This window comes from Streptomyces sp. NPDC024687, assembly GCF_055559055.1.
Window position 1 is genome coordinate 169,174 of record NZ_JBVHLJ010000002.1, and the last position, 25,855, is coordinate 195,028.

Here is a 25,855-nt window from a genome sequence, read left to right on the forward strand (position 1 = left end):
GGCCGGACCGTTGCACCTGCCCGGGCCGGAACCGCGGTGTGGCCGGGAGGTGGTCATAAGGCCTGCGTCGGCAGCGGCGGGTGTGGGGGGACCGCTGCCGACGCGGCCGGTTCAAGGTGTGGTGCGGGACGGACGGGGTCAGTTGTGCGACTGGCCCGCGGCATCGCCGGCAGCGTCGCCAGCCGCATCGCCGGTGCCGTTGCCGATCTCCTGACCGTTACCGGTCTCCTGGCCGTTGCCGGCTTCTTCGCCGCCGATCACGTCACCGCCGGCTTGCTCGCCGCCGACCTCCTGGCCTGCGCCGGCCTCGTCACCGGGGCTCGCACTGGCGTCGCCGCCCGCACCGGCCCCGGCGTCGCCACCGGCGCCCGCCTCCTCACCGGCACCGGCACCGGCCTCCTCGCCGCCGGCCTGGTCGCCCGCGCCGCCGGCCGCGTCACCCGCGCCGAGCGTGGCGCCGACCGCCTGGAGGGCGGTGGTGACCGGCTGGAAGAAGGTCTCGCCGCCCACGGTGCAGTCGCCGCTGCCGCCGGAGGTCAGACCGATGGCCGAGCCGTCCTGGGTGAACAGCGAGCCGCCGCTGTCGCCGGGCTCGGCGCAGACGTTGGTCTGGATCAGCCCGGTGACGGTGCCCTCGGGGTAGTTCACGGTGGCGTCGAGTCCGAGGACCTGGCCGTCGGCGAGGCCCGTGGTGCTGCCCATCCGGAAGACCTGGAGGCCGACCTCGGCGTCCGCGGCCTGGCTGATCGCGACGGTCTGGCCGCCGCCGACGTTGACCTCGTTGGGCGCCACGGTCGCCGGGTCGTCGTACTTGACCAGGGCGAAGTCGCCGTCGCCGGGGAAGGTGGCCTGGTCGACGGTGGCGATGGGCTGGCCGTCCTGGGTGTCCGACCACTGCTCGGCCGCGACCCCGCAGTGACCGGCGGTCAGGAAGGCGGGGCTGCCGTCGCCCGCGGTGACGTTGAAGCCGAGCGAGCAGCGGGCGCCGCCGCCGAAGATGGCGTCACCGCCGGACACGAAGGTCTTGAAGGTGCCGGCCGACTTCTTCACGGTCGCCATGTCGGAGCCGAGGCTCTTCACGGTCGACTCGAGGGTGTTCCACTTGTCGCCGGTGACGGTGCTGTCGGCGGTCACGACGATCTTGTTGGTGCGCGGGTCGACGGCCCAGGCGGTGCCCGGGATGGTCGCCTGCTGCTTCAGCGTCTTCGCGCCGGCCGCCAGTTCGGGGAGGCTGTTCTCGACCTCGCGGACCTTCGCGCCGGCCTTCTCCGCCTGCACGACGACGTTGCTGTCGCCGGATATGACGTTCACGACGAGCTGCTTGCTGTCGGCGTCGTAGTAGGACCCGGCGAAGGCGTCGCCCAGCGCCTGCTCGAGCTGCGAGGCGAGGTCCGAGGCGTCCGTCGCCTTCAGAGTCTTCGGCGCGATGGCCGCCGCGTCGTTCGACGAGCCGTCCTGGGACGCGTTGGCGTTGGGCAGCAGGATCGCGGCGGCTCCGAGCGCCACTACGGTGCCTGCCGCGAATGCGGCCTTGCGCTTCGGAATTCGCTTGTGACTCAAACTTCTCGACCTCCTGGGGGACCGGAGTCTGTAACCGCCGTACGGCAGTCGGTTGTTCGGGGCGCCTGGATGGCCATGGGTACGCATGGTGTGCGCGGGGCGTTCAATGCCGTTTCTTTACGCCCCGATTGCCACGCCGATTCGGCCACGGGCCGTGCCGGGTGAGCGGCGGGCGGGAACACTGGTCACAGGGGTTGGCGTGGGCGGGCGGGGCGGTGTCGGGCCATGCCCTGATGACCGCCGCCGACGCCGCGTGCGGATGTCCTGATCAAGTCGGTCGTCACCAAGCCGGTCCGACACGCTCACCAAGCCAGGTCCGACACGCTCAGCAAGCGGACGGTGACGGTCCGTTGTGAATGCCGCTCCGAATCCCCCCTTCAGCGAATCTGCACATCGAATGCGCAACCAGGTCACCGGGACCGGGAGTTCTGCACAAGTGCGGACCGCCGTCCATGCCATTGGCGAGGTGTGTCGCATTCGCCATGGCGACGACAAGGGCCCGCTCACGCCGCCGCGACATCACATGTGAAGAAGTCGCCACCAAGGCGTGCGCAGGCCCACACGGATAGGCGCTTCCATGACTCAAGTTCCCTGGTGAGACGGGTGGTTAATTGGAAGGGCGGAGCCGCAGCGTGCTTTGATCCATCGCACCGCAGGGCAGTTGGGTTTCCCGGAAACGGGATCCGGCGCCAAGCGATTGCGGCCGTCATCTGTCCCCAGAGGGGGCCGCTCCCCCCTTGTGAAATACCCATACGAAGGGAAGTTCCATCATGAACTCCACCCCCCAGGTTGAGACCGTCGAGATCTCGGACGCCGACCTCGACAACGTCTCCGGCGGCCTGCAGCTGAACGCCCTCGGCACCGTCACCGGCCTGGTGGACGGCGTTGCCCCGGTTTCCGGCCTGGTCAACACGGCCGTCGGCACGGTCGAGGGTGTGACCGGCCTGAACACCGCCCCGGTCACCGGCCTGGTCGCCGGTCTCTGATCACAATCTTCGTGATCTGATCACTGTCATGTGGTCGACCCGTCCCGGAGCCGCACACCGGCGGTTCCGGGACTCTTGGGTGCCGTAATGCGGCCGGCTCGCGCGAGTCGGTCCTTTGTCGTGGGCGGAATTCGCGGCTTTCGCAGAATTCACCGCATTCACAGCGTTCGCAGCTTTCGCAGGTGAGGGAAGACCCGTGCAGTTCCGCCAACAGGCCCTCGCCAAGCTCCAGTCACCGGAGGAGCTCGACCTTCCGGTGCGCTTCGCCCGGCCCCAGGGCTGGCTCGTGATGTCGGTGACGGTGGTCGTGATGGCCGCCGCGTCCGTGTGGGCGGTGACCGGCTCGGTGGCCTCCACGGTGAGCGCGCCCGCCATCCTCACGCACGGGCAGGGCAGTTACATCCTGCAGAGCCCGGTCGCGGGCCAGGTCACGCAGGTGATCGCCAAGGAGGGCACTCAGCTGGCCGCCAACTCCCCGGTCCTGAAGGTCCGTACGTCCGAGGGCGACACCGTCGTCCGCACGGTCGCCGCGGGCCGGCTCACCGCACTGGCGGCCACCATCGGGCAGATCATCTCGACCGGCGCGAACGTAGCCGCCGTGGAGAAAGTCGCCCACGCCTCCGACCCGATGTACGCCACTGTGTACGTGCCCGCCGAGAACGCGGCCTCCATTCCAGCGAACGCCGCCGTGGACCTGACCGTCTCCTCGGTGCCCACCCAGGAGTACGGCGTGCTGCGCGGCCATGTGAAGTCGGTGGACCGCTCGGCCCAGTCGGCCCAGCAGATCGCCGCGTTCCTCGGGGACAGTCAGCTCGGCGAGCAGTTCACCAAGGACGGCCGGCCGGTCGCGGTCCTGGTGAAGCTGGACAAGTCCGAGAAGACCAAGAGCGGTTACCGGTGGTCGTCCGCGGACGGCCCGCCGTTCACCCTCACCTCCATGACCGTGGCCTCGGGTTCGATCCGGCTGGCCGACCAGCGTCCCGTCGATTGGCTGCTGCCGTGAGCACCGCACAGGACACCCGGAGCAGGCGCCGCTCCGCCCCGCCCAAGCGTCCGGTCCCCACGGGGAGGGCGAAAACGGTCCGTACGCCCACCGTGCTGCAGATGGAGGCGGTGGAGTGCGGCGCGGCCTCCCTCGCGATGGTGCTCGGCCACTACGGCAAGCACGTCCCGCTGGAGGAACTGCGCATCGCCTGCGGTGTCTCCCGGGACGGCTCACGTGCCAGCAACCTCCTGAAGGCGGCCCGCAGTTACGGTCTGACCGCCAAGGGCATGCAGATGGACACGGCCGCGCTCGCCGAGGTGAAGAGCCCGGCGGTGCTGTTCTGGGAGTTCAACCACTACGTCGTCTACGACGGCATGGGCCGCCGCTTCGGCCGCCGCGGTGTCTACATCAACGACCCCGGCAAGGGCCGACGTTTCGTCCCGATGGAGGACTTCGACGGCAGCTTCACCGGCGTCGTGCTGGTGATGGAGCCCGGCGAGGGCTTCACGCGTGGCGGCCGCAAGCCGGGGGTCCTCGGTGCGATGCCGGCCCGGTTGCGCGGCACCGCGGGCACCATGCCGACGGCGGTCCTTGCGAGCCTGCTGCTGGTGCTGGTCGGCGCGGCCACCCCCGCGCTGAGCCGCACGTACATCGACATGTTCCTGATCGGCGGTCAGACCTCGCTGCTCGGCGTGCTGTTCACGTCGATGGGGGCGTGCGTGGCCCTCACCCTGGCGCTGACCTGGCTCCAGCAGGCGAACCTGCTGCACGGCCGCATCATCTCCTCGACGCTGTCCAGCGCCCGCTTCCTGCGCCATCTGCTGCGCCTTCCGGTGACGTTCTTCTCCCAGCGCAGCCCGGCCGACCTGGTGCAGCGCCTCCAGTCGAACGACCAGGTGGCCGAGACCCTGGCCCGCGACCTCGCGGCGGCGGGCGTCGACGCCGTGGTCGTCGTCCTGTACGCGATCCTGCTCTACAGCTACGACCCCCAGCTCACCTATGTCGGCATCGGTGTGGCCCTGCTGAACGTGGTGGCCATGCGGGTCGTCATCCGGCTGCGTGCCACCCGTACCGCGAAGCTGCGCGCGGACAGCGCCCGGCTCACCAACACCGCCTACACGGGCCTGCAGTTGATCGAGACGATGAAGGCGACCGGCGGCGAGGACGGCTACTTCCGCAAGTGGGCCGGTCAGCACGCCACCACCCTTGAGGAGCAGCAGCGGCTCGGGGTGCCGAGCGCCTGGCTGGGCGTGGTCGCCCCGATGCTGGCCACCTTCAACAGCGCCCTCATTCTGTGGATCGGCGGTATGCGGGCCATCGAGGGCGGCATCTCCGTCGGTCTGCTGGTCGCCTTCCAGGCCCTGGTCACCCGCTTCACCGCGCCCATCACCCGCCTCAACGGCGTGGCCGGCCGCATCCAGGACTTCGCGGCCGACGTGGCCCGCCTCAAGGACGTCGAGAACTTCAAGGCCGACCCGCTCTACGGCCGTCCCGGCGCCGGCGACTCGACCCGCAGGCTGCACGGGCATGTCGAGCTGCAGAACATCACCTTCGGCTACAACCCGCTCGACAAGCCGCTGCTGACCGGCTTCGACCTGACCGTCGGCCCCGGGCAGCAGGTGGCGCTGGTGGGCGGATCCGGCAGCGGCAAGTCGACCGTCTCCCGGCTGATCTCAGGGCTGTACACGCCGTGGGAGGGCGTGATCCGCATCGACGGACAGCGCCTGGACGACATTCCGCGCGGCGCGCTCGCGTCCTCGGTGTCCTTCGTCGACCAGGACGTCTTCCTCTTCGAGGGCTCGGTCCGCGACAACGTGGCGCTGTGGGACCCGTCGATCCCGGACGACGCCGTGGTCGAGGCGCTGCAGGACGCGGCCCTGTACGACGTGGTCGTGCGGCGGCCCGGCGGCATCCACAGCAGGGTCGAGCAGGACGGCCGCAACTTCTCCGGCGGCCAGCGTCAACGCCTGGAGATCGCGCGGGCGTTGGTGCGCAGGCCCAGCATCCTGGTCCTCGACGAGGTGACCAGCGCGCTGGACGCGGAGACCGAGCAGGTCGTCATGGACAACCTGCGCAGGCGCGGCTGCGCCTGTGTGGTGATCGCGCACCGGCTCAGCACCGTGCGCGACAGCGACGAGATCGTCGTACTGCAGCACGGCACGATCGTGGAACGCGGGCGGCACGAGGAACTGGTGGCGCGCGGCGGCGCGTACGCGGCGCTGGTCAGGGAACGGTGAGATGACTACCGCACACGAAGGCGATGTGGTCCTGGGGGCCCTCGGGCAGATGGGCACGCGGGTCGACTGCGCCGGCTTCAGCCGTATCGACCTCGAAGGGCCGCAGGTGCTCTGGCTGGTCGTGTCGGGCGCCGTGGACCTGTTCGCGGTGGACGCCGGACAGCAGGGCCACTGGCACCACCTGGGCCGCCTGGAGCCGGGCGCGCTGCTGCTCGGACCGGTGTCGGGGCCCGAGCACACTCTGGTGGCGAGGCCACTCAGGGACTGCGTGGTGCACCGCATCGGCCTGCGCGAGCTGTACGAACCGGCGCACACCCAGACGTGGTCGTACGACGCGTACGGCAACCCCCAGTACGTGCCGCCGACGACGAGCCCGCTGGAGTACGCCCTCGCGCTCGGCGTGGGCCGGAGCCTGTCCATCCTCTTCCAGGCGCCGATGGCCGACGAGCGGGCCGCCGCTCCGACCGATGACGACGTCTTCTGGATGCAGGTGCCGCCGGGCAGCGTGCAGTACGGCTCGCTCTACGGCGCCGAGGCCGCCGCCGACCTGCTGATGGACCCGGCGGTCTGGCAGTCCATGGTCGACCAGCAGTACCGGCTGCTCACCACGCTGGACCGCTGGATCGAGCAGCTGGAACGCACCCACGAGACCAGGACGGCCGCCGGTATCAAGGCCGGTGAGGCCGTGCGCGCCCAGGCCGACCGGACCTTGCTGGCGTCCATCGGCAAGTCGAAGCAGCGCGCGACGACGGCCGACGCCGACGCGAGTTACGCGGCCTGCAAGCTGGTCGCCGACGCGGCCGGGATCCCGCTCGCCGAGAACGCGCACAGCGGCACCGAGAGCGACCGCCTCGACCCGGTCGAGCGGATCGCCCTCGCCTCCCGCGTCCGCATCAGGTCGGTGCGCCTGGACGGTCGTTGGTGGCGCGACAACGTCGGCCCGCTGGTGGGCCAACGGGCCCTGTCGGGCACGCCGGTCGCACTGCTGTGGCGGCGCGGCGGCTATGTGGCCGTGCATCCGGCGACGGGCCGCGAGACGCCGATCGAGAAGGACAACGCGGAGGAGTTCGAACCGCGCGCGGTGATGTTCTACCGCCCGCTGCCCGACCGGGGGCTCAGTCCGCTCGGCCTGCTGCGGTTCAGCATGCGCGGCACGGGCGGCGATATGACGAACCTGCTGCTCAGCGGTCTGGTGACGGTGGCGATCGGCGCGCTGGTCCCGATCGCGACCGGCAAGGTGCTCGGCGAGTTCGTGCCGAAGGCGCAGACCGCGCTGATCGTGCAGGTGTGTCTGGCCGTGATGGTCAGCGGGGTGGTGACGGCGGCCTTCATGCTGCTGCAGAACCTCACCATGCTCCGTCTGGAGGGCCGTATCGAGGCGACTCTGCAACCGGCCGTCTGGGACCGGCTGTTGAGGCTGCCGACGAAGTTCTTCACCGAGCGCTCGACCGGTGAACTGGCCAGTCAGGCCATGGGCATCAGCTCGATCCGCCGGATGATGGCGGGCCTCGGCCCCACCGTCGCCCAGTCGGTGACCGTCGGCGCGATGAACCTGGGCCTGCTGTTCTGGTACAGCGTCCCGATGGCGATGGCGGCGATCGGCATGCTCGTCGTCATCGCCGCCGGCTTCCTCGGCCTCGGACTGTGGCAGGTGCGCTGGCAGCGGCGGCTGGTCGTGCTCAGCAACAAGCTGAACAACCAGGCCTTCCAGACCCTGCGCGGTCTGCCCAAGCTCAGGGTGGCGGCGGCCGAGAACTACGCCTACGCGGCCTGGGCCTCGGAGTTCGCCCGCAGCCGCGAGCTCCAGCAGAAGGTCGGCCGGATCAAGAACCTCACCGCGGTGATGGGCTCGGTCTACCTCCCGCTGTGCACCCTGCTGATGTTCATGCTGCTGGCGGGTCCGGCGCGCGGCTCGATGTCGGCGGCGGAGTTCCTCACCTTCAACACCTCGGTGACGATGCTGCTGACCGCGGTCACCCAGCTCACCGGTGCCTTCGTCTCGGCGGTGTCCGCGCTGCCGCTGTTCGAGGAGATCAAGCCGGTCCTTCAGGCGCAGCCGGAGGTGCGCACGGCGAGTACCCGGCCGGGCCCGCTGACCGGGGCGATGGAGGCCCGCAAGCTCTCCTTCCGGTACTCCGACGACGGTCCCCTGATCCTCGACGACGTGTCCTTCGAGATCCGGCCGGGCGAGTTCGTGGCGATCGTCGGCCCGAGCGGCTGCGGCAAGTCGACCCTGCTCAGGCTGCTGATCGGCTTCGACCGTCCGGTCTCCGGGAGCGTCCTGTACGACGGCCAGGACCTGGCCGCCCTCGACCAGTCCGCGGTGCGCCGGCAGTGCGGTGTCGTGCTCCAGCATGCCCAGCCCTTCACCGGCTCCATCATGGACGTCATCTGCGGCACCGAGCCCTACACACCCGAGGAGGCGATGGCGGCGGCCGCGATGGCGGGGCTCGCGGAGGACATCCAGCGGATGCCGATGGGACTGCACACCATCGTCTCGGGCAGCGGGGCCATCTCCGGCGGCCAGCGCCAACGCCTCATGATCGCCCAGGCGTTGATCCGGCGGCCACGGATCCTCTTCTTCGACGAGGCGACCAGCGCCCTGGACAACGACACCCAGCGCACGGTCATCGAGTCCACCAAGGCCCTCAACGCCACCCGGATCGTCATCGCCCACCGCCTGTCCACGGTGCTGGACGCCGACCGCGTGATCGTGATGGAGAACGGCAAGGTCGCTCAGCAGGGGCCGCCCGCGCAGCTCCTCGCGGACACGGGCGGGCGGCTGCACGAGCTGGTGCGGCGGCAGATGGCGTAGCGGCGCCCGGGTCGCCGCCGCCCCCTCAGCGAAACGTTGCCGTTTCGCTCGGCATGGTCTAGCCTCCCCGTGTACGAAACGGTTTCGTTTATGAACCGGAAGAGCCCGGCCGACTTTCCCTGGAGTTGCTCCCATGTCCCAGAAGACTGTGACCGACAGCGGGCAGGTGGGCGCCGTCGAGGCGCCGACCGACGCTTCGGCCAAGCGGTGGTGGGTCCTCGCCGTCGTCGCGCTCGCCCAGCTGATGGTGGTCCTCGACGCCACCATCGTGAACATCGCCCTCCCCTCGGCCCAGGCCGACCTCGGGTTCTCCGACGGCAACCGGCAGTGGATCGTCACGGCCTACGCCCTGGCGTTCGCCTCCCTGCTCCTGCTCGGCGGGCGGATAGCCGACCTCTTCGGCCGCAAGACGGCCTTCCTCATCGGTGTCGTCGGCTTCGCGGCCGTTTCCGCGCTCGGCGGTGCCGCCACCAACTTCGAGATGCTGGTCACCGCCCGTGCCCTGCAGGGCGCCTTCGGCGCGCTCCTCGCACCGGCCGCGCTCTCCCTGCTCAACACGACGTTCACCGACGCCCGCGAGCGGGCCAGGGCGTTCAGCGTGTACGGCGCCATCGCCGGTGCCGGTGGCGCGGTGGGCCTGCTGCTCGGCGGCGTCCTGACCGACGCGCTCGACTGGCGCTGGACGCTGTACGTCAACGTCGTCATCGCCGTCGTCGCCTTCGCGGGCGGCTGGCTGCTGCTGCACAACCACCGTGACGCCGCGAACTCCAAGCTCGACGTGCCCGGCACGCTGCTGGTCGCCGCCGGCCTCTTCTCCCTGGTCTACGGCTTCTCCAACGCCGAGACGCACGACTGGGGCTCTCCCCAGACCTGGGGCTTCCTGGTCGCGGGCGGTCTGCTGCTGACCGCCTTCGCCTGGTGGCAGACCCGCGCCGCGCACCCGCTGCTGCCGCTGCGCATCCTGCTGGACCGCAACCGCGCCGCTTCCTTCCTGGCCGTGCTGATCTCCGGCGGCGGCATGTTCGGTGTCTTCCTCTTCCTCACCTACTACCTCCAGCTGAACCTGGGCTTCAGCCCGACCAAGACCGGAGCGGCGTTCCTGCCCATGGTCGCCGCGCTGATGGTGGCGGCGCAGGTCAGCACCACGACGCTGGTCCCCCGGATCGGGCCGAAGGTGGTCATCCCGGTGGGCTTCGCCGTCGCCGCGGTCGGCATGGCCTGGCTGACCGGGATCGGCGTCGGCTCCAGCTACCTGACCGCGGTACTGCCGCAGCTGATCGTGACCGGCTTCGGCCTCGGCCTGGTCATGCCGCCGGCCATGCAGCTGGCCACCGGCGGGGTCGCGGCCGAGGACGCGGGAGTCGCCTCCGCCACCGTCAACGCCATGCAGCAGGTGGGCGGTTCGATCGGCACCGCGTTGCTGAACACGCTGGCCGCGAGCGCCGCCACCGACTACCTGGCCGGCAAGGACCCGACGAACAAGCTGGTCCAGGCCCGGGCGACGATCGAGAGCTACACCACCGCCTTCTGGTGGTCGGCGGGCCTGTTCGCCGTCGGCGCGCTGATCGCCTTCCTGCTCTTCCGGCGCGGGCTGCCGGAGCAGGACGCGGACGCCGCACCCGTCGTACACATGTAGCCGCCGCAGCGGGAGCCGCCGGTTCCGAAGGGTCGCCGTCAACAGGGAGACGGCGGCCCTTACCTGTCGACGGGCGGTGCCCTGCCGGTGGCTGAGAGCGACGGCCACAGGGACGGCCGACGTTGGAAGTAGCTCTCGGTGGGTACCCACAGGGCCATGCGGATAAGCGTGGTGGATGTGGGTTCGAACACGGTCCGGCTCGTTGTCGCGGACGCCGAGGACGGGGTGCCGTTGCCGGTCCACACGGCGAAGTGGCGGCTGAGACTGGCCGATCATGTGCGGCCGGGCGGACCGGTTCCCGAGGAGGCCGTGGAACGGCTGGTGGAGGCGGTGGAAGAGGCCGGCCGGACCGCCGCCAAGTGGGGTGCGGCCGGACCGCTGGCCTTCGCGACCGCGGTCGTGCGCTCCGCGCCCAACCGTCAGGAGGTGCTGCGCACCGTCCGCACCCGGACCGGCATCGGGCTGTACACCCTGCCGGGCGAGGTGGAGGCGGAGCTCACGTTTCTCGGGGCGCGGCGCTGGATGGGCTGGCGCTCGGGGCCGCTCGCGCTGTTCGACATCGGTGGCGGGTCGCTCGAAGTGGCCTTCGGACGCGGCCGGCTGCCGGATTACGTGGCCTCGCTGCCGCTGGGCGCGGGCCGGCTGACGCACGAGTTCTTCGAGGGGCAGGACCCGCCGCCCCCGGAGGCGGTGCGGGCGCTGCGCCGCAAGGTACGCCACCAACTGCGGGACGTGGCCTCACGGATCCGCTGGGAGGGACCGCGCACCGCCGTGGCCACCTCACGCACCTTCGAGCAGCTGGGACGGCTGTGCGGCACCCCGCCCGGGCGGCGCGGGCCGTTCGTGGAACGCCGGATGCACCGCGCCGACCTGGGGGAGGCCGTCGAGCGCCTGGCCGCCCTCCCGGCCGCCCGGCGGGCCGAACTGCCCGGCATCTCCGCCCCGCGCGCCGCGCAGAGCCTGGCCGGTGCCGTGGTGGGCCACACGGCGATGAAACTCACCGGTGTCAGGACCGTCACCATCTGCCCCTGGGCGATCCGCGAGGGGGTCCTGCTGCGGCACATCGAGGACGGCGCCTCCTGGTGGGCGGAGATCGCCCGCCGCAACGAGGAGAACACCGTCCCCGCAGAGCCGGTGCCCCTGCGTATCGCGACCGCCAGCACCTGAACGAGGAAAGAAAGCGAGGAGACAGCCGTGCCGGAGAAGAAGCAGAAGCCCGACACCGCCCTGGACGAGGTCCTGCACGAGTTCGAGGACACCGAGAAGCGCGTCCGGGACTCCGACGAGCAGCGGGCGCAGCGCGGCGAGGCCGGAGAAGCGATCACCCCCAACGAACGCGCCCAGGACGAATCCGCAGGAGAGTGACCCTGGACGGCCCGGGCGGAGGAGGGTGATCCTCCGCCGCCCGGGTACCCGGGGGCCATGCCTCAGGACCCTCGAGAACCACAGCTGCCGCCGGCCCGGGGCCCGGTCTCCGCCGCAGTCCAGGAGTATCTGCTCGGCGCCGGCCCGTTGCCGCGACACGAGACCGTCGCGACGGCGGACGTGTACGGCGACGACTTCCAGCTGGCCCTCTACATCTGTTACGAACTGCACTACCGCGGCTTCGCGGGCGTCTGCGGCGACCACGAGTGGGACCCGGACCTGCTGCGCACCAGGGCGGACCTGGAGAGCCGTTTTCTGTCCGTCCTGCGCAGGGACACCCCGGTCCACGACAGCGTCGACGACGCGCTCGCCGAGCTCCTGGTGGAGCCGGTCGACGGCACGGGAGTCAGCCACTTCCTGAGCAAGGAGGGCGAACTGTGGCAGGTGCGTGAGTACGCGGCCCAGCGTTCGCTCTACCACCTCAAGGAGGCCGACCCGCACGCGTGGGTGCTGCCTCGGCTGTGGGGCCGGGCCAAGGCGGGCATGGCGGCGATCGAGTACGACGAGTTCGGCGGCGGCCGCCCCGACCGCGTCCACGCCCTCCTCTTCGCCGACCTGATGACGGACCTGGGCCTGGAAACGACGTACGGCCACTACCTGGACGTGGCCTGCGCGGAGATGCTCGCGACGGTGAACCTCATGTCCCTGCTGGGCCTGCACCGCAGCCTGCGCGGAGCTCTCGTGGGCCACTTCGCGGCGGTCGAGATCACCTCCTCCCCCGGTTCCCGGCGACTGGCCGAGGCGATGCGCCGCACCGGCGCGGGACCCGCCGCCGAGCACTTCTACGACGAGCACGTCGAGGCCGACGCCGTCCACGAACAGGTCGTACGCCATGAGGTGATCGGCGGTCTGCTGGCCGAGGAGCCGCAGCTGGCCGCCGACGTCGCCTTCGGTATCGATGTCACCGGACAAGTCGAGGACCGGCTCGCCGACCGGCTGCTGCGCGACTGGGCGGACGGACGCTCGTCCCTGGTCAGGCCGCCGGCTTCCGAAATCCACCATATTTCCTGAATGTCGGGGTACTTGAGCGACGTGAGACCACTGATTCCCCCGCTGGTCCTCCCCGGTGTCTACAGCCCTCAGGAGGACACCGAGCTGCTGGCCGGAGCCCTGTCCGAGGAGCCGCTGCCGCCCGGCGCGGACGTTCTGGACGTGGGCACCGGGACGGGCGCCCTCGCTCTCCAGGCGGCTCGCCGGGGCAGCCGGGTGACCGCGGTCGACGTGTCGTGGCGCGCGGTGTGCACGGTCCGCGCGAACGCCTGGCTGACCGGTCTGCCGGTCCGGGTCCGGCGCGGAAACCTCTTCACTCCCGTGCGGGACCAGTCGTTCGACCTCATCCTGACCAATCCGCCGTACGTACCGGCACCGACCGGCACCCGTCCGCCGCGCGGCAGGGCCCGGGCCTGGGACGCGGGCCACGACGGGCGGTTCGTGCTGGACCGCGTCTGCCGGGAGGCGCCCGCACTGCTGCGCCCCGGAGGGGTGCTGCTGATGGTGCACTCCGAACTGAGCGACTCGGGGCGGACGGTGGAACATCTGCGCGCGGCCGGCCTCAAAGCCGCCGTGACCCGCCGGCACCGCATCGATTTCGGACCGGTGCTGCGCACGCGGAGGGAATGGCTGCGTCAACGCGGTCTGCTGTCCGCCGCCGACGAGAAGGAAGAGCTGGTGGTCGTCCGTGCCGAACTCCCCCTCTGACTCCGAGCGGCCTTGCCGCATCCGGGTCCAGCACGGCGGTCCCCTGCTCGTGGAGGGCCCGGTGGAAGTGGAGCTGGAGGACGGCACCACGGTCGCCTCCGACCGCTTCCGGGTGGCCCTGTGCACCTGCCGACGCAGTCGTCGCTATCCGTGGTGCGACACCAGTCACCGGGAGCGGACACGCTGACAGCCAATGACCGAGGGGGCCGGCGGACGGCCCCACTCCGTCCGCCGGCCCTCGGTGCGGGATCACGGGGTTCCGTGAGAGGGGCGGCACTCCCCAGCCACCGACCCCTCGGGCAGGTCACGGGGTCCCCTGCGATCCCGGTCTCTCAGAACGCGAAGACGCTCGTCCCGTGGGAGTTCTTCACGCACTCGTTGGCGAAGGTGCGCTCGTAGGAGACGCGCTTGCCCCGCCAGACGCCGTCGACCGTGACCACCACGGGGTTGTACTCCCTGGTGCACAGGGCGTCCGATCCGGCCCCGAGAGCGTCGAAGTCCCCTTGCGCCGTGCGCAGTTCGGCGCAGGCCTGGGCCGCGGCCGGATGGGTGCCCGAGGAGGTCGGGGCACAGGTCAGGGTCACAGCACGTTCAGGGGTGACGGTGGCGGCGCTCTCGCCGTGCCCGAGGGTGAGCACGAGCGCCGAGGGGGCGTAGAGGCTTGAGGCGGCGGCCGGTTCGGCGAGGGCGGCCCCGGTCAGGGGCCCGCAGACGGCGGTGGCCGTGAGGCCGAGGGTCGCTGCCCAGCGCGCGGTGTTCCGCATTGTGTGCATCCTTCCGCTGGATTCGAGGGTGTGCCCTCCGACTCGGTCGGTGCCGGAGCGGCGAGCGCGAGTCTGCCGAGTCCTGGCCGCAACTTCACATCGACCCCACAGCTTTCAGTAACCTTGCGTGTTGAATCAGTGGCGTGAAGTCACATCATCCGAACAACTGAACCCTTTAACCGCGCGGTTCTTGATCGCGCGATCCGGCCGGATGGCCTGATTACCCCCTCTCGGCAATAGGCCTGAAACATTCCGCTTCAGCCGTCGGCGCACTCCGTCGCGACCTCTTGTGTTCATGAAGCAGCCGAGTAATCGTCATTACATGATTACTGACGAACAGCGAGAGAAGCTGCGCGGCTGGTTCACCGGCCGGTTGCCCGACGACCTCTTCGAGGCCCTGGTCGAGGTGGTGGTCGACCGCGAGGAGATCACCGTGATCGGCCGCATCCCCGGTCCCCGGCTCAGCGGGGACGTCTCGGCCGCCGAGCGGGAGGCGGCCGTGCAGGGCCGGATCCAGGAGTTCCGGGAACGCACCCGGGAGGAGCGCGTCGAGGTCGCCCGCGAGGCCGAGCACGCGTTCCGCCGCAAGGTCTCCTGGGGCGTGGAGTGCGACGGCGAGCGGGCCCTGTTCACCCATGTGGCCGCGCCCGTGATGACCCGGCTGCGCCAGCCCGAGCGCCAGGTCCTGGACACCCTCATCGCCGGCGGGGTCGCCCGCAGCCGCAGTGACGCGCTCGCCTGGTGCGTCCGGCTGGTCCAGCGGCACACCGACGACTGGCTCGCCGAGCTGCGGGAGTCCCTGGAACACGTCCAGCGGGTGCGGGAGCGGGGGCCGGACACCGAGGGGGTGGCCGATTCCGTCACCGGGGACCCGGAAGAGAAATAGAACGGCCGCGCTCCAGGTCTTCAACCGCCGTCGGCGGGGCGGACGTTGCCGGTTTCGCGCACCGCGGGAGGGCGTTGTCGGTGCCGTCGGCTACGTTGCGGGCATGACTCATTTCGTGCTGGTGGCAGGAGCGAGGCTCGGAGCGTCGGCGTGGGACGAGGTCGCGGCCGAGCTGCGCGCGGCCGGGCACCAGGCCCATCCACTGACCTTGTCGGGCCTCGCGGAGAAGCGGGGGGTCCCGGCGGGACAGCAGACCCATGTGCGGGACATCGTCGATGAGGTCGAGCGGCTGGACCTGCGCGAGGTCGTGCTCGTCGGGCACAGCTACGCGGGCGTGCCCGTGGGCCAGGCGGCCGAGCGGATCGGCGACCGGCTCGCGCGGGTGGTGTTCGTGGACTCCGGCGTGCCCGTCGACGGGGAGTCGTTCCTGTCGGGGTGGCCAAGTGACCACGTCCGCAAGGAGATCGAGGACAACGACGGTTTCTGGCCGCTGGTGGGCGCCGACTACTACGCCGGACAGGGTCTGACGGACGAGCAGATCGCCCGGATCATCGACCAATCGTCCCCGCACCCGGGCGCGACGCTCACCGAACCCGCCGCCCTCACCCGTCCCCTGGGCGAGCTTCCGGCGACCTACATCAAGTGCCTCCTCGACGACGAGGAACCCATGCCCGTGGTGGCGGAGCTGCTGAAGAGCGAGCGCTGGGAACTGGTCCAGATGGACACCGGCCACTGGCCGATGTTCTCCCGGCCACGGGAGCTGGCCCGGATCCTCGCCGAGCATGCGGCGGCCACCCCCTCCTGACCGGCACCCGCCTGCGGATATCGTCGACGCACCTGACGACGAGAGGCGGTTCGGACGGATGGCCAAGCACTGGGCGGACTTCCAGTACGAGATCTATCTGAACGGGATGTCGGGTGCGGTGCCCCGGCTGCCCACCGACCTGACCCGGCTGGAGGAGCTCACCGAGCAGCGCCTCGGTCCGGGACCGGTGGGCTATGTGGCGGGCAGCGCGGGCGACGGCAGTACGGCCCGGGCGAACCGGGCGGCTCTCGAGCGGCGCCGGATCGTCCCGCGCATGCTGCGGGACGTGCACGAACGCGACCTGTCCGTCGAGGTGTTGGGGCGTGCCCTGCCCGCGCCGCTGGCGCTGGCGCCGGTCGGCGTCCTGTCGATCATGCACCCCGACGCGGAACCGGCGGCGGCCCGGGCGGCGGCGGCACAGGGCGTGCCGTACATCCTGTCGTCCGCCTCCAGTACGCCGATGGAACAGGTCGCCGAGGCGATGGGGGACGCCGAGCGCTGGTTCCAGCTGTACTGGCCGAAGGACCCGCAGGTTGCCCTGAGCTTTTTGAACCGGGCGAAGGCTGCCGGGTTCACGGCCCTGGTCGTCACCCTGGACACGCCGTTGCTGTCCTGGCGGCCCCGCGATCTCGACCAGGCGTACCTGCCGTTCCTGCACGGCGTCGGCACCGCCAACTACTTCTCCGACCCGGCCTTCCGGGCGGGCCTGGCCAAACCGGTGCACGAGGACCCCAACGCGGCCGTGCTGCACTTCGTCGGCATGTTCGCGGATCCCGGAAAGACCTGGCCCGACCTCGCCCTCCTGCGGGAGAACTGGGACGGGCCGATCGTCCTCAAGGGCGTCCTGCACCCCGACGACGCCCGCCTCGCCGCCGACGCCGGGATGGACGGGGTCGTGGTCTCCAACCACGGCGGCCGTCAGGTCGCCGGGGCCGTCGCGGCGGCCGACGCGCTGGCGGGGGTGGTGGAGGCGGTCGGCGACCGGCTGACCGTGCTCTTCGACAGCGGTGTCCGCACCGGCGACGACGTCTTCAAGGCCCTCGCGCTCGGCGCCCGCGCGGTGCTCCTCGGACGCCCGTACGTCTTCGGCCTCGGCCTCGACGGACAGGCGGGCGTCGAGCACGTGATCCGCTGTCTGCTCGCGGAGTTGGACCTCACGCTCGCCCTCTCGGGCCACGCGAGCCCGGCCACGGTCGGCCCCGACGACCTTGTGGAGGGCCCCGTCTGAGGGGAGACCTCCGTGAGCGGAGGCCTCCCCGGTTCCTAGATCCGGTCCGTGAGACCCGCGGGCCGGGCCTGCGGGGCCTCGCTCCCGGTGACCGACAGCGAGCCGGGACTGGCGCCGGCGGCCGCGTCGGTCAGCCAGCGCTGCTGGTCCGAGCGGTCACGGACCTTGACGACGACATCGGCGCCCGGGTCCTCGGCGGTGGGGGCGAGGGCGAGCTGCTCGTCCCAGCGGGGAAGTAACTCCCCCTGCACGGTGAGGTCGTAGCGCACGTCACCGGCCCGCTCGGCCTTCCCGTCGGCGCAGGTGCCGAGGATGACCACGCCGGCGTCCACGTGCGAGTCCAGGCACAGCTCGATGTCCGCCTCGCTGCGCAGCAGCCCGTCCTCCCCGTACGACCACTGCTGGGTCCGCTCGGTCGAGCAGGCGGCGAGTTCGATGGCCGCGCCCGCCTTCACCGCGCCCCGGATGCCGAGGCAGAGGTCGGCGGCGGCGTTGCGCAGCCGGGTCACCGCCGGTGCGGTGGGCAGCTGGGCGGTGCCCGGGGTGCCGGCGCCCGGGGCCGTACCGCTGCCGGTGGCGCTGGTGGAGGCGGCCGGGTCGGCGCCGCCGTCGTGCGACCACAGGCCGGTGGCGAGCATGGCCGCGAGGAGTCCGGCGGAGGTGAGGCCGACCCCGGTGAGCAGCGTCCGTGAGGAGCGCAGGCCACCGCCCTCGCCGGGAGCGCGGCGGCCGGGAGTCGGGATGCGGGCGAGGATACGGCGGCGTGCCGCACCGTGTCGGCCGGCACCCCGGCCGCGGGCCGCCGTCGGGGGCGTACGCCCGGCGCGCAGTTCGAGATAGCGGCGGGCACCCCAGCCGAGCACCGCCTCGGCGATCAGTATGCCCAGGCCGCCCTCGAAATGGCTCAGTTGTTCCGCGGCGGAACGGCAGTAGCGGCACTCCGCGAGATGCTGCTGGACATCGGGCAGCAGGGCTCCGCCGCGGCGAATCGGAACGTCGAGGAGGCGGTTGTAGAAGCGGCAATCCTTCGTCGGCGCGAGTTCCCGATGGGCATGTACACATCCCTCACGGAATTTTTCACGCGCCTGTTCGAGCGCGGCCGACGCCGTGTCGGTATCCATGCCGAGGAGTGCGGCGGGCACGGCAATCGACTCCGCCTCCACCTCGGTGTGCCACAGCAGGCAGCGGGCGAGTCCGGGAAGGGACTGGAATGACCGCTCGGCGAGCTTGCGGTTTTCGGGGGTCATGGACTTGGCGGCCCGCATGCCACGGCCGCCGTTCGGCTTCACCAGGTCCGGCAGAACAGCGGTTGTCCGGTCCTCGGTCGTCCACTCCCGGACCGTGTCCCGCACGGCAACGAGGGTTCTGGGGCGCAGCGCGAGGGCCTGTTCGCCGAGCGCGAGCCGGTCCAGGACCTGGTGAAAGGCGGCCGCGGCCACCATGGAGGCGGTCTCGGTCGGGGAGGCGAGGCAGATGACCGCGTATTCGTGCGCCGGTTTCCAGTGGCGCGCCATGAGCAGCGCGACGGCCTGGGCGGCCTCGCCGTCGGGACGGCCCCTGAGCCGGGCGGCGAGATCCTCGTCGGATTCCGAGGAGGCACCGCCGGGCGGCGGGTAAGGAGGGAGCGGTGGGTGGGGGGTTGGCACTGAGCGGGTTTCCTTCCCACGGACATGGGACTCACAGAAGTTCTCGTGCCGAAAAGGAGTGCCGAAGGGGCGTCCCTTTTGGGCGCGGGCGTGGGAAGCACGAATTCGCCGACGCCCCTTCACCCCGGTTCCCCACGGGACGAATGCGACCCGGCCCTTGCCCCCCACACTGGGGGTTCACCCTTGCACACGTCACTCACGGCCAACAAGGCACTTGGGCAACATCAGCGTCAATGGAAAGACAATCCGGGGGAACCGCAACTGCGTGCTCTCGCACCGGCTTTCGACATTCCATGCGCCCCGTGTGAAACCCGCGCACGCGCCGGAGCGCCACGCACGCTCCCCCCGCCCGGCGACCGGTGGTCCACTGGAGACGGCCCCTCCGGGAGGCCCCGCGCGGGACGGCGGCTCTTCCGCGCGAAACCCCGGCCGCCGACCCCGTTCCTCCCGCCCTCGGTCGGCGGCCCCGGGGGCGGGGCGGTCCCGACCTCAGATCTGCCAGGAGCGCAGCCGGTCGGCCGCGCCGTACACGTCGGTCTTGCCGGAGATCAGGTCGCGGGCGAGGTCGACGAGGGCGCCGTAGGGCGGGTCGATGCCGACGCCGCTGACGAACATGTAGGCCACGGCGGTGGCGCAGGCGAAGCGGGCGTTGGCCGACGGTAAGGGCTTGAGCAGGGCCAGGGTGTGCAGGAGGGCGGCGGCGCGCCAGGCCGGGTCGGAGTCGACGCCCAGCCGGGGCGGGTCGACGCGCTGCCGGGCGACGGCGGCGACGAGGGCCGAGAAGTCGTTGATCGTGGGCTGGTCGGGCAGGACCTCTTCGTGCCGCTGGAGCAGCCAGGGCACGTCGATGTGAACCACGGAAGCCATCGGTCAGCCGACCCGCCCCGCACCCTTGCCCGCCGGTTCGTCCTCGGGGAAGGCGGCGGCGAACTCGTCGGCATGGGCGGAGAAGAACCGCCGGAACGCTTCCGCGCCTTCCTGAAGGGCCCGGTGCCGGGCGATGTCGGCCGCGGCGGCCTCCCGGACGAGGGCCTTCATCGACGTACCGCGCTCCTTGGCGATCTGCCGCAGGTCCTCTAGCTCGCGATCGCTGAACTCCACGTTGAGAGCTGGCATGCCTCCACGGTACCGCTCGGGTACTCGGCCGTAAATAAGCGCAGGTCACACGGGACATGAAGCGGTACCTGCGATGTCCGAAGCGCGGTGTCCGATTCCCGCCGGACCGGCGGTGCGCGGCGTTCCACACTCGAAAGCGAGGAGGAGAGGAGGAATCGACATGACGCTCACCCCCGGCACGGCCGCCGCCCGGACCGCCGAGACCGACTGGGCCGCGCTCACCGCCGAGTTGGACACGCACGGCTGCGCGCCGACGGCACCGCTGCTGACGCCGGAAGAGTGCCGGGACCTGACGGCGCTGTACGAGAAACCGGAGCTGTTCCGGACCACCGTGGACATGGCACGCCACCGCTTCGGATCAGGCCAGTACCGCTACTTCACGCACGACCTGCCGGCCCCCGTCGCCGCCCTGCGCGCCGCGCTCTACCCCCGCCTGCTGCCCGTCGCGCGCGACTGGGCGGCCCGTCTCGGACGCCCGGCACCCTGGCCGGACTCCCTCGAGGAATGGCTGGAGCGCTGTCACGCGGCCGGGCAGGACCGCTCGGCGCAGATCCTGCTGCGCTACACCGAGGGCGACTGGAACGCGCTGCACCGGGACGTCTTCGGCGACCTCGTCTTCCCGCTCCAGGTGGTGGTGGGCCTGGACGAGTACGGCACCGACTACACCGGCGGCGAGTTCCTGATGGTCGAGCAGCGCCCCCGCGCCCAGTCACGGGGCACGGCGACCGTCCTCCCGCGGGGCCAGGGTGTGGTCTTCACGACCCGTGAACGGCCGGTACGCACGAAGCGCGGCTGGTCGGCCGGGGCGATGCGGCATGGGGTGAGCGTCGTGCGCTCCGGCCGCCGGCACGCGCTCGGGATCGTGTTCCACGACGCGTCCTAGCACGCGGCCGAGGGGCTTCCAGGGGCGCCTTCAAACGGTGCGGGAGCCATGGCGGCACGCGCTCGGAATCGTGTTCCACGACGCGTCCCAGCACGCGGCCGAGGGGCTTCGAGGGGGCGCCTTCAAACGGTGCGGGAACCATGGCGGCACACACTTCGGGAGCGTGCTCCACGACGCGCCCTCGCACACAGCCGGGCCTCGACGGGGCAACCCACCAAACGGTGCTGGAACCATGGCGGCACTGCTCCGGATCGTCGATGTCCGGCCGACGTGGCCGAGCGCCGGAGCCGCCGGGCGATCCGACGATCGCGTTCACGGCCGCCGGCACAGGGGCCCGGGCCGGTCGCGGTCGGTCAGCACCGGCGCGGGCCGCCGGCTGCGTCACACGGCGGGCCACGATCGTCCTCGGTGAGGCGTGGGTCACATTCCGGCCGTCCGATGTCACATTCCAGGGCCCGATCGCCTCGCAGTAGTGAGCGCGCTACTGGGAGGCCACACGCGATGTCCGAGATCCCCCTTCCCGACGCCGAGGCGGCGACCGGTGTCTTCGTCGAGCACCGGGAGCTGTTGTTCGGCGTCGTCTACAACATGCTGGGCAGTGTCGCCGACACCGAGGACGTCCTCCAGGACACCTGGCTGTCGTGGTCGCGCCGGGGCGTGGACGGGGTCGACAACCCCCGGGCCTATCTGGTCCGGATCGCCGTCAACCACGCGCTCCAGCGGCGGGCCGTGGTCAGCCGCCGCCGGGAGACCTATGTCGGCCCGTGGCTGCCCGAGCCCCTGGTCGCCGGGGAGGACGGCGCCGACGACCCCGCGCTGCGGACCGAGTCCGTGTCGCTGGCGATGCTGGTGGTCCTGGAGTCGCTGTCCCCGCTGGAACGCGCGGTGTTCGTGCTGCACGAGGTGTTCGGGTACGCCCACACCGAGATCGCGGACATCCTGGACCGCACCCCGGCCGCCGTACGGCAGGTGGCGCACCGCGCGCGGGCCCATGTGCACGCCCGCCGTCCGCTGTACGAGGCGCATCCCCGGGTCCGCCGGGAAGCGACGGAGCGTTTCGTGCGGGCGGCCGTCGGCGGGGACATCGCGGAGCTGATGGAGATCCTCGCGCCGGACGTGACGGTGTGGACGGACGGCGGCGGCAAGCGCCGGCCGTCGGCGCTGCGCCCGGTGCACGGCCGCGACAAGGCCGTACGGCTGCTCACCGGTTACGCGAAGCGGGGCTCGACGCAGACACGCCCGCTGGAGCTGCGCCACCGCCGGGTCAACGGCGACGACGCGGCCGTGCTGTTCCAGGACGACGCGCCGTACGCGGTGATCGTCCTGGATCTCACCCCGGACGGCGACCAGGTCTCGGCCCTCTACGTCGTCAGCAATCCCGACAAGCTCACGCATGTGCAGAAGGAGGAGGCGTGACGCGCACGGAACTCCCGGCCGGGCCGGGGAAGGGCGAGCGGCTGTCCGGCTGGCTCGACGGACGGCTCGGCACCCGCACGCTGGGCGCGAAGTACCTGCGCAAGGTCTTCCCGGACCACTGGTCCTTCCTGCTCGGCGAGATCTGTCTGTACAGCTTCGTCGTGCTGATCCTCACCGGCGTGTGGCTGACGCTGTTCTTCCATCCGTCGATGAACGAGGTGACGTACCACGGCAGTTACACGCCGCTGAACGGCGTGCGCATGTCGGAGGCGTACGCCTCGACGCTGGACATCAGCTTCGACGTGCGCGGCGGACTGCTGATCCGGCAGCTGCACCACTGGTCGGCGCTGATCTTCGTCGCCGCGATGCTCACGCACATGATGCGGCACTTCTTCACCGGCTCGTTCCGCAAGCCGCGCGAGGTGAACTGGCTGTTCGGCTGGGCGCTGTTGTTCCTGGGCCTGTTCGAGGGCCTGTTCGGCTACTCGCTGCCGGACGACCTGCTGTCGGGCACGGGCATGAGGTTCGTCTACGGCGCCACCGTGTCGGTGCCGATCGTGGGGACGTATCTCGCGCTGTTCCTGTTCGGCGGCGAGTTCCCCGGCCATGACATCGTGGCCCGCTTCTACTCGCTGCACATCCTGGTGATCCCCGGCATCATGGCGGCCCTCGTGGTGGCCCACCTGATCCTGGTCGTGTACCACAAGCACACCCAGTTCGCGGGCCCCGGAAAGACCGAACGCAATGTGGTCGGCACGCCGTTCTTCCCGGTGTACCTGGCGAAGGCGGGCGGCTTCTTCTTCCTGGTGTTCGGGGCGCTCACGCTCATCGCGGCGGTGGCGTCCGTCAACCCGGTCTGGTCGTACGGCCCCTACCGCGCCGACCAGGTCTCCACCGGCGCCCAGCCCGACTGGTACCTGGGCTTCGCCGAGGGCCTGGTGCGGGTGATGCCGGGCTGGGAGGTCACCCTGTGGGGCCACACACTGGTCCTCGGGGTCCTGATCCCGGTCGTGGTCTTCCCCCTCCTCCTGGTCTTCATCGGCGTGTACCCGTTCCTGGAGGCCCGGTTCACCAAGGACCGGCGTGAGCACCACCTCCTGGACCGCCCGCGCAACCGACCGGTCCGTACGGCGATCGGCGCCTCCTGGATCAGCCTGTATCTGATCCTGCTTGCGGGCGGCGGCAACGACATCGTGGCCACCCGGCTGCATCTGTCGATCAACACGGTCACCTGGGCGGTGCGGATCGGGATGTTCGTCGTCCCGGCGGTCGTCTTCGTCGCGACCCGGCGCATCTGCCTGGGCCTGCAACTCCGGGACCGGGAGCTGGTGTTGCACGGCCGGGAGACCGGTGTGACCAAGCGGCTGCCGCACGGTGAGTACGTCGAGGTGCACCAGCCGCTCGATCAGGCCGAACTCCACACGCTCACCGCGCACGAACGGCCCGGTGAGCTGGTGGAGCCTGCGAGGGTCAGTCTTGATCCGCCACGAAGGACGCCATCCGGGTCAGAGCGGAGTTCCAGTTGATGGTGTGTTCGTTGGTCGACCAGGACTGGATGTCGTCGATGTAGCAGAACTGGCCGACGCAGCCCTGGAGTTTGCTCTGCGCGTAGGGGTCCTGGATGCCCGAGTTCGCCCCGCCCGCGAGGGTGCCCTTCGGTGGGTTGGGCATGTTCGGGTCGAGCTGGTGGGCGTACCAACGGGCGTGCTGGTTGTGGGAGTTGACCTCGCCGTAGCCGGTGACGTAGGAGATGTTCAGCGCGTTGCGGCCGAAGATGTAGTCGATGCCCTGGAGGGCGCCGTCCCGGTACTTCGTGGCGCCGGTGATGTCGTAGGCGGTGGCGATGACGATCCCGTTGTGCAGGATCTGGTGGTTGGAGCCCCAGTCGTAGAGGTTGCCCTCCGGGGCGTACGGCAGGCCGTACGGGTGGGCCTTCAGCGTGGCCAGGTAGCGGTCGGCGCCCTTGACGACCGACTGCCGGACCTTGTCGCGGCCGGGCAGCTTGCTCGGCACGGTCGCCAGGTCGAGACGGGCAGCGGCGGCGGTGCGGGCCCAGTCGTAGCCGACGGGAGTGAAGATGTCGGCGGTGTGGACGGGTGAGGCGAGCACATGGTCCTGGAACGCCTTCTCCCCCGTGGTGAGGTACAGCTCGGCCGCGGCCCAGTAGAACTCGTCGGTGACGTTGTTGTCGGCGTAGGTGCCGCCTCCGGTGCCGTCGCTCTCCGAGGCGTACAGGTCGGGGTGGGCGAGTGCCGCGGTCCAGGCCTTGCGGGCGGCCGCCAGGGCCTTCGCCGCGAACGCCTTGTCGTACGGCTTGTAGAGGCGGGCGGCCTGCGCGGCGGTCGCGGCCAGGTTCAGGGTCGCCGCGGTGGACGCCGGGTGCAGTTCACGCTTCTGCGGGTCGTCGCTCGGCAGGAGCGGCAGGCCGGTCCACTGCTCGTCGTGGATCTTGTGGTGGGCCATCCCGGCCAGCGGCTGCCCGTCCGGCACCTGCATCTTCAGCAGGAACTCCAGTTCCCAGCGGGCCTCGTCGAGGATGTCGGGCACCTTGTTGCCGCTCTCGGGGATGACGAGGGTGCCGTCGCCGAGCTTGGCGGGCTGCCCGGTGCGGGCCAGCAGTTCGCGTTCGTACGTGCTCAGCACCTCCCAGGTGGAGATGCCGCCGTTGACGACGTACTTGCCGTGGTCGCCGGCGTCGTACCAGCCGCCGGAGACGTCGAGGGTGTAGTCGCACACGCCGGGCTGGCAGGGCACGTTCTTGTCGCCCTGGTTGGGGGCCGCGTTCACGTGACCGGCGGCGCGGCCGTAGCCCGGGCGGAGGTCGTCGCGGATCGCGATGCCGCTGCGCTGGGTGTAGTAGTACTTCGCGGCGTCGAGGCGGAGCTGCTCGTAGGCGCGCGTGCCGATGTCGAAGGGGCGGCTGGTCTCGCCGTCCGCGACCAGGGTGAGGCCCTCGCCGCGCTTCTTGTAGGCGCCGAAGTCGATCGAGTGGACGTTCTGCCCGGAGGAGGCGTCGATGCCGCGCGGCACGGTCCAGCCGTGGGCGACGACGGCCCCGGAGGCGCCCTTGAGCTGCCACGGCAGCTTTGTCGTCGCGTCGGTGACCAGGGTGGCGTTCTTCGGCCCGGCGGGCAGATAGGCGACCTGGTTGACGCGCACGCGCGGCCCGGTGTCGGGCTCGTACACCTCGGGCGGGACCCCGCCCAGCAGGGAGGCGTTGTCCATGCAGAAGCGGAACGGGTCGGTGCTGCCGCCGAGTTGGAGGCCGACCTGGCCCTGGGCGGTGTCGACGGGCGAGGTGAACGTGTAGGAGTAGGAGTTCCCGGAGACGCTCAGCTGCGGGCTCACTTCGAAGTAGGTGTCGTAGGGCGCCACCTGCAACCCCACGATCGCCCGCACGACGTGCCCTTCGGGCGAACCCTTCGCGGTGAAGGAGAACCTGTACGACTCCCCCTTCACCAGGCTGACGTCGTTCTGGCCGACGGCGGCGTCCCAGCGGTTGGCGGTGCCGCCGGGCACGTCCGCGCAGAGCTGTCCGTCGGACACCTCCGCGGTGACGTTGCTCGTCGTCCACCAGGGCGCGGTGGTGGTGTCGAAGGTGCCGTTCTTGAGCTGCTCCACCTCGTCGGCGGCGGCCGGAGACATGGGCGAGGCGACAAGTGCCGCTCCCAGCAGCGCGGTCAGGGACAACAGGGCGGTTCTGCGTCTGTTCACGTCCGGACTCCTCGGGGGAGGTACGGGCGGCGCCCAAAATGGGAGCGCTCCCAAC

Annotated in this window: 22 protein-coding genes; 16 read left to right on the plus strand and 6 right to left on the minus strand. The window is 70.9% G+C overall.

Features of this window, described 5'->3' with window-relative positions; genetic code table 11:
- Positions 1 to 138 precede the first annotated feature (138 nt).
- Complete coding sequence (locus ACZ39I_RS07185; RefSeq protein ID WP_467243457.1) at positions 139 to 1,560, minus strand: S1 family peptidase; 1,422 nt, start codon at positions 1,558 to 1,560, stop codon at positions 139 to 141.
- Between the two features lie 770 nt (positions 1,561 to 2,330).
- Here ACZ39I_RS07185 and ACZ39I_RS07190 point away from each other — a divergent pair.
- The 10 genes from ACZ39I_RS07190 (at position 2,331) to ACZ39I_RS07235 (ending at position 13,529) form a co-directional block, all read left to right on the plus strand.
- Positions 2,331 to 2,546 carry a hypothetical protein gene (locus ACZ39I_RS07190; RefSeq protein ID WP_007386623.1) on the plus strand — a complete coding sequence of 72 codons (216 nt, stop codon included), beginning with the start codon at positions 2,331 to 2,333 and terminating at the stop codon, positions 2,544 to 2,546.
- A gap of 196 nt (positions 2,547 to 2,742) precedes the next feature.
- Positions 2,743 to 3,549 carry a hypothetical protein gene (locus ACZ39I_RS07195; RefSeq protein ID WP_467243458.1) on the plus strand — a complete coding sequence of 269 codons (807 nt, stop codon included), beginning with the start codon at positions 2,743 to 2,745 and terminating at the stop codon, positions 3,547 to 3,549.
- A complete protein-coding gene (locus ACZ39I_RS07200; RefSeq protein ID WP_467243459.1) occupies positions 3,546 to 5,768 on the plus strand; it encodes an NHLP family bacteriocin export ABC transporter peptidase/permease/ATPase subunit in 2,223 nt (740 codons plus the stop codon). Before ACZ39I_RS07195 ends, ACZ39I_RS07200 begins: the two co-directional genes overlap by 4 nt.
- Before the next feature lies 1 nt (position 5,769).
- The gene (locus ACZ39I_RS07205; RefSeq protein WP_467243460.1) at positions 5,770 to 8,583 is read left to right on the plus strand and encodes an NHLP bacteriocin export ABC transporter permease/ATPase subunit; all 2,814 of its coding nucleotides are present in this window, start codon (positions 5,770 to 5,772) and stop codon (positions 8,581 to 8,583) included.
- Positions 8,584 to 8,716: 133 nt separating this feature from the next.
- Entirely contained in the window at positions 8,717 to 10,219 is a 1,503-nt protein-coding gene (locus tag ACZ39I_RS07210) for an MFS transporter (RefSeq protein ID WP_467243461.1), read from the plus strand.
- A gap of 156 nt (positions 10,220 to 10,375) precedes the next feature.
- The gene (locus ACZ39I_RS07215; protein ID WP_467243462.1) at positions 10,376 to 11,386 is read left to right on the plus strand and encodes a Ppx/GppA family phosphatase; all 1,011 of its coding nucleotides are present in this window, start codon (positions 10,376 to 10,378) and stop codon (positions 11,384 to 11,386) included.
- 27 nt (positions 11,387 to 11,413) lie between these two features.
- On the plus strand, positions 11,414 to 11,584 hold the full coding sequence (locus tag ACZ39I_RS07220; protein WP_352384892.1) for a hypothetical protein: 171 nt from the start codon (positions 11,414 to 11,416) through the stop codon (positions 11,582 to 11,584).
- Positions 11,585 to 11,641: 57 nt separating this feature from the next.
- On the plus strand, positions 11,642 to 12,655 hold the full coding sequence (locus tag ACZ39I_RS07225) for an iron-containing redox enzyme family protein (RefSeq protein WP_467243463.1): 1,014 nt from the start codon (positions 11,642 to 11,644) through the stop codon (positions 12,653 to 12,655).
- Positions 12,656 to 13,342: a HemK2/MTQ2 family protein methyltransferase gene (locus ACZ39I_RS07230; protein ID WP_467243464.1), complete on the plus strand. Its 687-nt coding sequence runs from the start codon at positions 12,656 to 12,658 to the stop codon at positions 13,340 to 13,342.
- A complete protein-coding gene (locus ACZ39I_RS07235; RefSeq protein WP_467243465.1) occupies positions 13,323 to 13,529 on the plus strand; it encodes a CDGSH iron-sulfur domain-containing protein in 207 nt (68 codons plus the stop codon). Before ACZ39I_RS07230 ends, ACZ39I_RS07235 begins: the two co-directional genes overlap by 20 nt.
- Positions 13,530 to 13,674: 145 nt before the next feature.
- Here ACZ39I_RS07235 and ACZ39I_RS07240 read toward each other — a convergent pair whose 3' ends face one another.
- A complete protein-coding gene (locus tag ACZ39I_RS07240; RefSeq protein WP_467243466.1) occupies positions 13,675 to 14,106 on the minus strand; it encodes a protease inhibitor in 432 nt (143 codons plus the stop codon).
- A gap of 322 nt (positions 14,107 to 14,428) precedes the next feature.
- Here ACZ39I_RS07240 and ACZ39I_RS07245 point away from each other — a divergent pair, with 322 nt between their 5' ends.
- The 3 genes from ACZ39I_RS07245 (at position 14,429) to ACZ39I_RS07255 (ending at position 17,025) form a co-directional block, all read left to right on the plus strand.
- Entirely contained in the window at positions 14,429 to 14,992 is a 564-nt protein-coding gene (locus tag ACZ39I_RS07245) for a hypothetical protein (protein WP_467243467.1), read from the plus strand.
- A 103-nt stretch (positions 14,993 to 15,095) separates the two neighbouring features.
- Complete coding sequence (locus ACZ39I_RS07250) at positions 15,096 to 15,797, plus strand: alpha/beta fold hydrolase (RefSeq protein ID WP_467243468.1); 702 nt, start codon at positions 15,096 to 15,098, stop codon at positions 15,795 to 15,797.
- A 58-nt stretch (positions 15,798 to 15,855) separates the two neighbouring features.
- Positions 15,856 to 17,025 (plus strand): lactate 2-monooxygenase, encoded by a 1,170-nt coding sequence (locus ACZ39I_RS07255; RefSeq protein ID WP_467243469.1) that lies wholly within the window; start codon positions 15,856 to 15,858, stop codon positions 17,023 to 17,025.
- 35 nt (positions 17,026 to 17,060) lie between these two features.
- Here the strand turns inward: ACZ39I_RS07255 and ACZ39I_RS07260 are convergent, their stop codons facing one another.
- The 3 genes from ACZ39I_RS07260 to ACZ39I_RS07270 form a co-directional block, all read right to left on the minus strand.
- The gene (locus ACZ39I_RS07260) at positions 17,061 to 18,671 is read right to left on the minus strand and encodes an RICIN domain-containing protein (RefSeq protein WP_467243470.1); all 1,611 of its coding nucleotides are present in this window, start codon (positions 18,669 to 18,671) and stop codon (positions 17,061 to 17,063) included.
- A gap of 489 nt (positions 18,672 to 19,160) precedes the next feature.
- Positions 19,161 to 19,538, minus strand: coding sequence for a toxin Doc (locus ACZ39I_RS07265; protein WP_467243471.1), 378 nt, complete (start codon positions 19,536 to 19,538; stop codon positions 19,161 to 19,163).
- Positions 19,539 to 19,541: 3 nt separating this feature from the next.
- Complete coding sequence (locus ACZ39I_RS07270; protein ID WP_352384876.1) at positions 19,542 to 19,787, minus strand: hypothetical protein; 246 nt, start codon at positions 19,785 to 19,787, stop codon at positions 19,542 to 19,544.
- Between the two features lie 160 nt (positions 19,788 to 19,947).
- On the opposite strand from ACZ39I_RS07270, the gene ACZ39I_RS07275 reads away from it, so the two are divergent.
- The 3 genes from ACZ39I_RS07275 (at position 19,948) to qcrB (ending at position 23,612) form a co-directional block, all read left to right on the plus strand.
- A complete protein-coding gene (locus ACZ39I_RS07275) occupies positions 19,948 to 20,670 on the plus strand; it encodes a 2OG-Fe(II) oxygenase (protein WP_467243472.1) in 723 nt (240 codons plus the stop codon).
- Positions 20,671 to 21,171: 501 nt separating this feature from the next.
- On the plus strand, positions 21,172 to 22,086 hold the full coding sequence (sigJ, locus tag ACZ39I_RS07280; RefSeq protein ID WP_467243473.1) for an RNA polymerase sigma factor SigJ: 915 nt from the start codon (positions 21,172 to 21,174) through the stop codon (positions 22,084 to 22,086).
- Positions 22,083 to 23,612, plus strand: coding sequence for a cytochrome bc1 complex cytochrome b subunit (gene qcrB, locus ACZ39I_RS07285; protein ID WP_467243474.1), 1,530 nt, complete (start codon positions 22,083 to 22,085; stop codon positions 23,610 to 23,612). Before sigJ ends, qcrB begins: the two co-directional genes overlap by 4 nt.
- On the opposite strand, the gene ACZ39I_RS07290 is transcribed toward qcrB, so the two are convergent.
- The gene (locus tag ACZ39I_RS07290; RefSeq protein ID WP_467243475.1) at positions 23,557 to 25,800 is read right to left on the minus strand and encodes a glycoside hydrolase family 9 protein; all 2,244 of its coding nucleotides are present in this window, start codon (positions 25,798 to 25,800) and stop codon (positions 23,557 to 23,559) included. The genes qcrB and ACZ39I_RS07290 overlap by 56 nt on opposite strands.
- Positions 25,801 to 25,855: the final 55 nt, after the last annotated feature.

Bases quoted from the DNA above. Each gene is read 5' to 3' on its own strand.
- ACZ39I_RS07190 (WP_007386623.1), top strand. From the start codon at position 2,331: ATGAACTCCACCCCCCAGGTTGAGACCGTCGAGATCTCGGACGCCGAC.
- ACZ39I_RS07205 (WP_467243460.1), top strand. From the start codon at position 5,770: ATGACTACCGCACACGAAGGCGATGTGGTCCTGGGGGCCCTCGGGCAG.
- ACZ39I_RS07210 (WP_467243461.1), top strand. From the start codon at position 8,717: ATGTCCCAGAAGACTGTGACCGACAGCGGGCAGGTGGGCGCCGTCGAG.
- ACZ39I_RS07215 (WP_467243462.1), top strand. From the start codon at position 10,376: ATGCGGATAAGCGTGGTGGATGTGGGTTCGAACACGGTCCGGCTCGTT.
- ACZ39I_RS07225 (WP_467243463.1), top strand. From the start codon at position 11,642: ATGCCTCAGGACCCTCGAGAACCACAGCTGCCGCCGGCCCGGGGCCCG.
- ACZ39I_RS07230 (WP_467243464.1), top strand. From the start codon at position 12,656: ATGTCGGGGTACTTGAGCGACGTGAGACCACTGATTCCCCCGCTGGTC.
- ACZ39I_RS07240 (WP_467243466.1), bottom strand. From the start codon at position 14,106: ATGCGGAACACCGCGCGCTGGGCAGCGACCCTCGGCCTCACGGCCACC.
- ACZ39I_RS07245 (WP_467243467.1), top strand. From the start codon at position 14,429: ATGATTACTGACGAACAGCGAGAGAAGCTGCGCGGCTGGTTCACCGGC.
- ACZ39I_RS07250 (WP_467243468.1), top strand. From the start codon at position 15,096: ATGACTCATTTCGTGCTGGTGGCAGGAGCGAGGCTCGGAGCGTCGGCG.
- ACZ39I_RS07255 (WP_467243469.1), top strand. From the start codon at position 15,856: ATGGCCAAGCACTGGGCGGACTTCCAGTACGAGATCTATCTGAACGGG.
- ACZ39I_RS07265 (WP_467243471.1), bottom strand. From the start codon at position 19,538: ATGGCTTCCGTGGTTCACATCGACGTGCCCTGGCTGCTCCAGCGGCAC.
- ACZ39I_RS07270 (WP_352384876.1), bottom strand. From the start codon at position 19,787: ATGCCAGCTCTCAACGTGGAGTTCAGCGATCGCGAGCTAGAGGACCTG.
- ACZ39I_RS07275 (WP_467243472.1), top strand. From the start codon at position 19,948: ATGACGCTCACCCCCGGCACGGCCGCCGCCCGGACCGCCGAGACCGAC.
- sigJ (WP_467243473.1), top strand. From the start codon at position 21,172: ATGTCCGAGATCCCCCTTCCCGACGCCGAGGCGGCGACCGGTGTCTTC.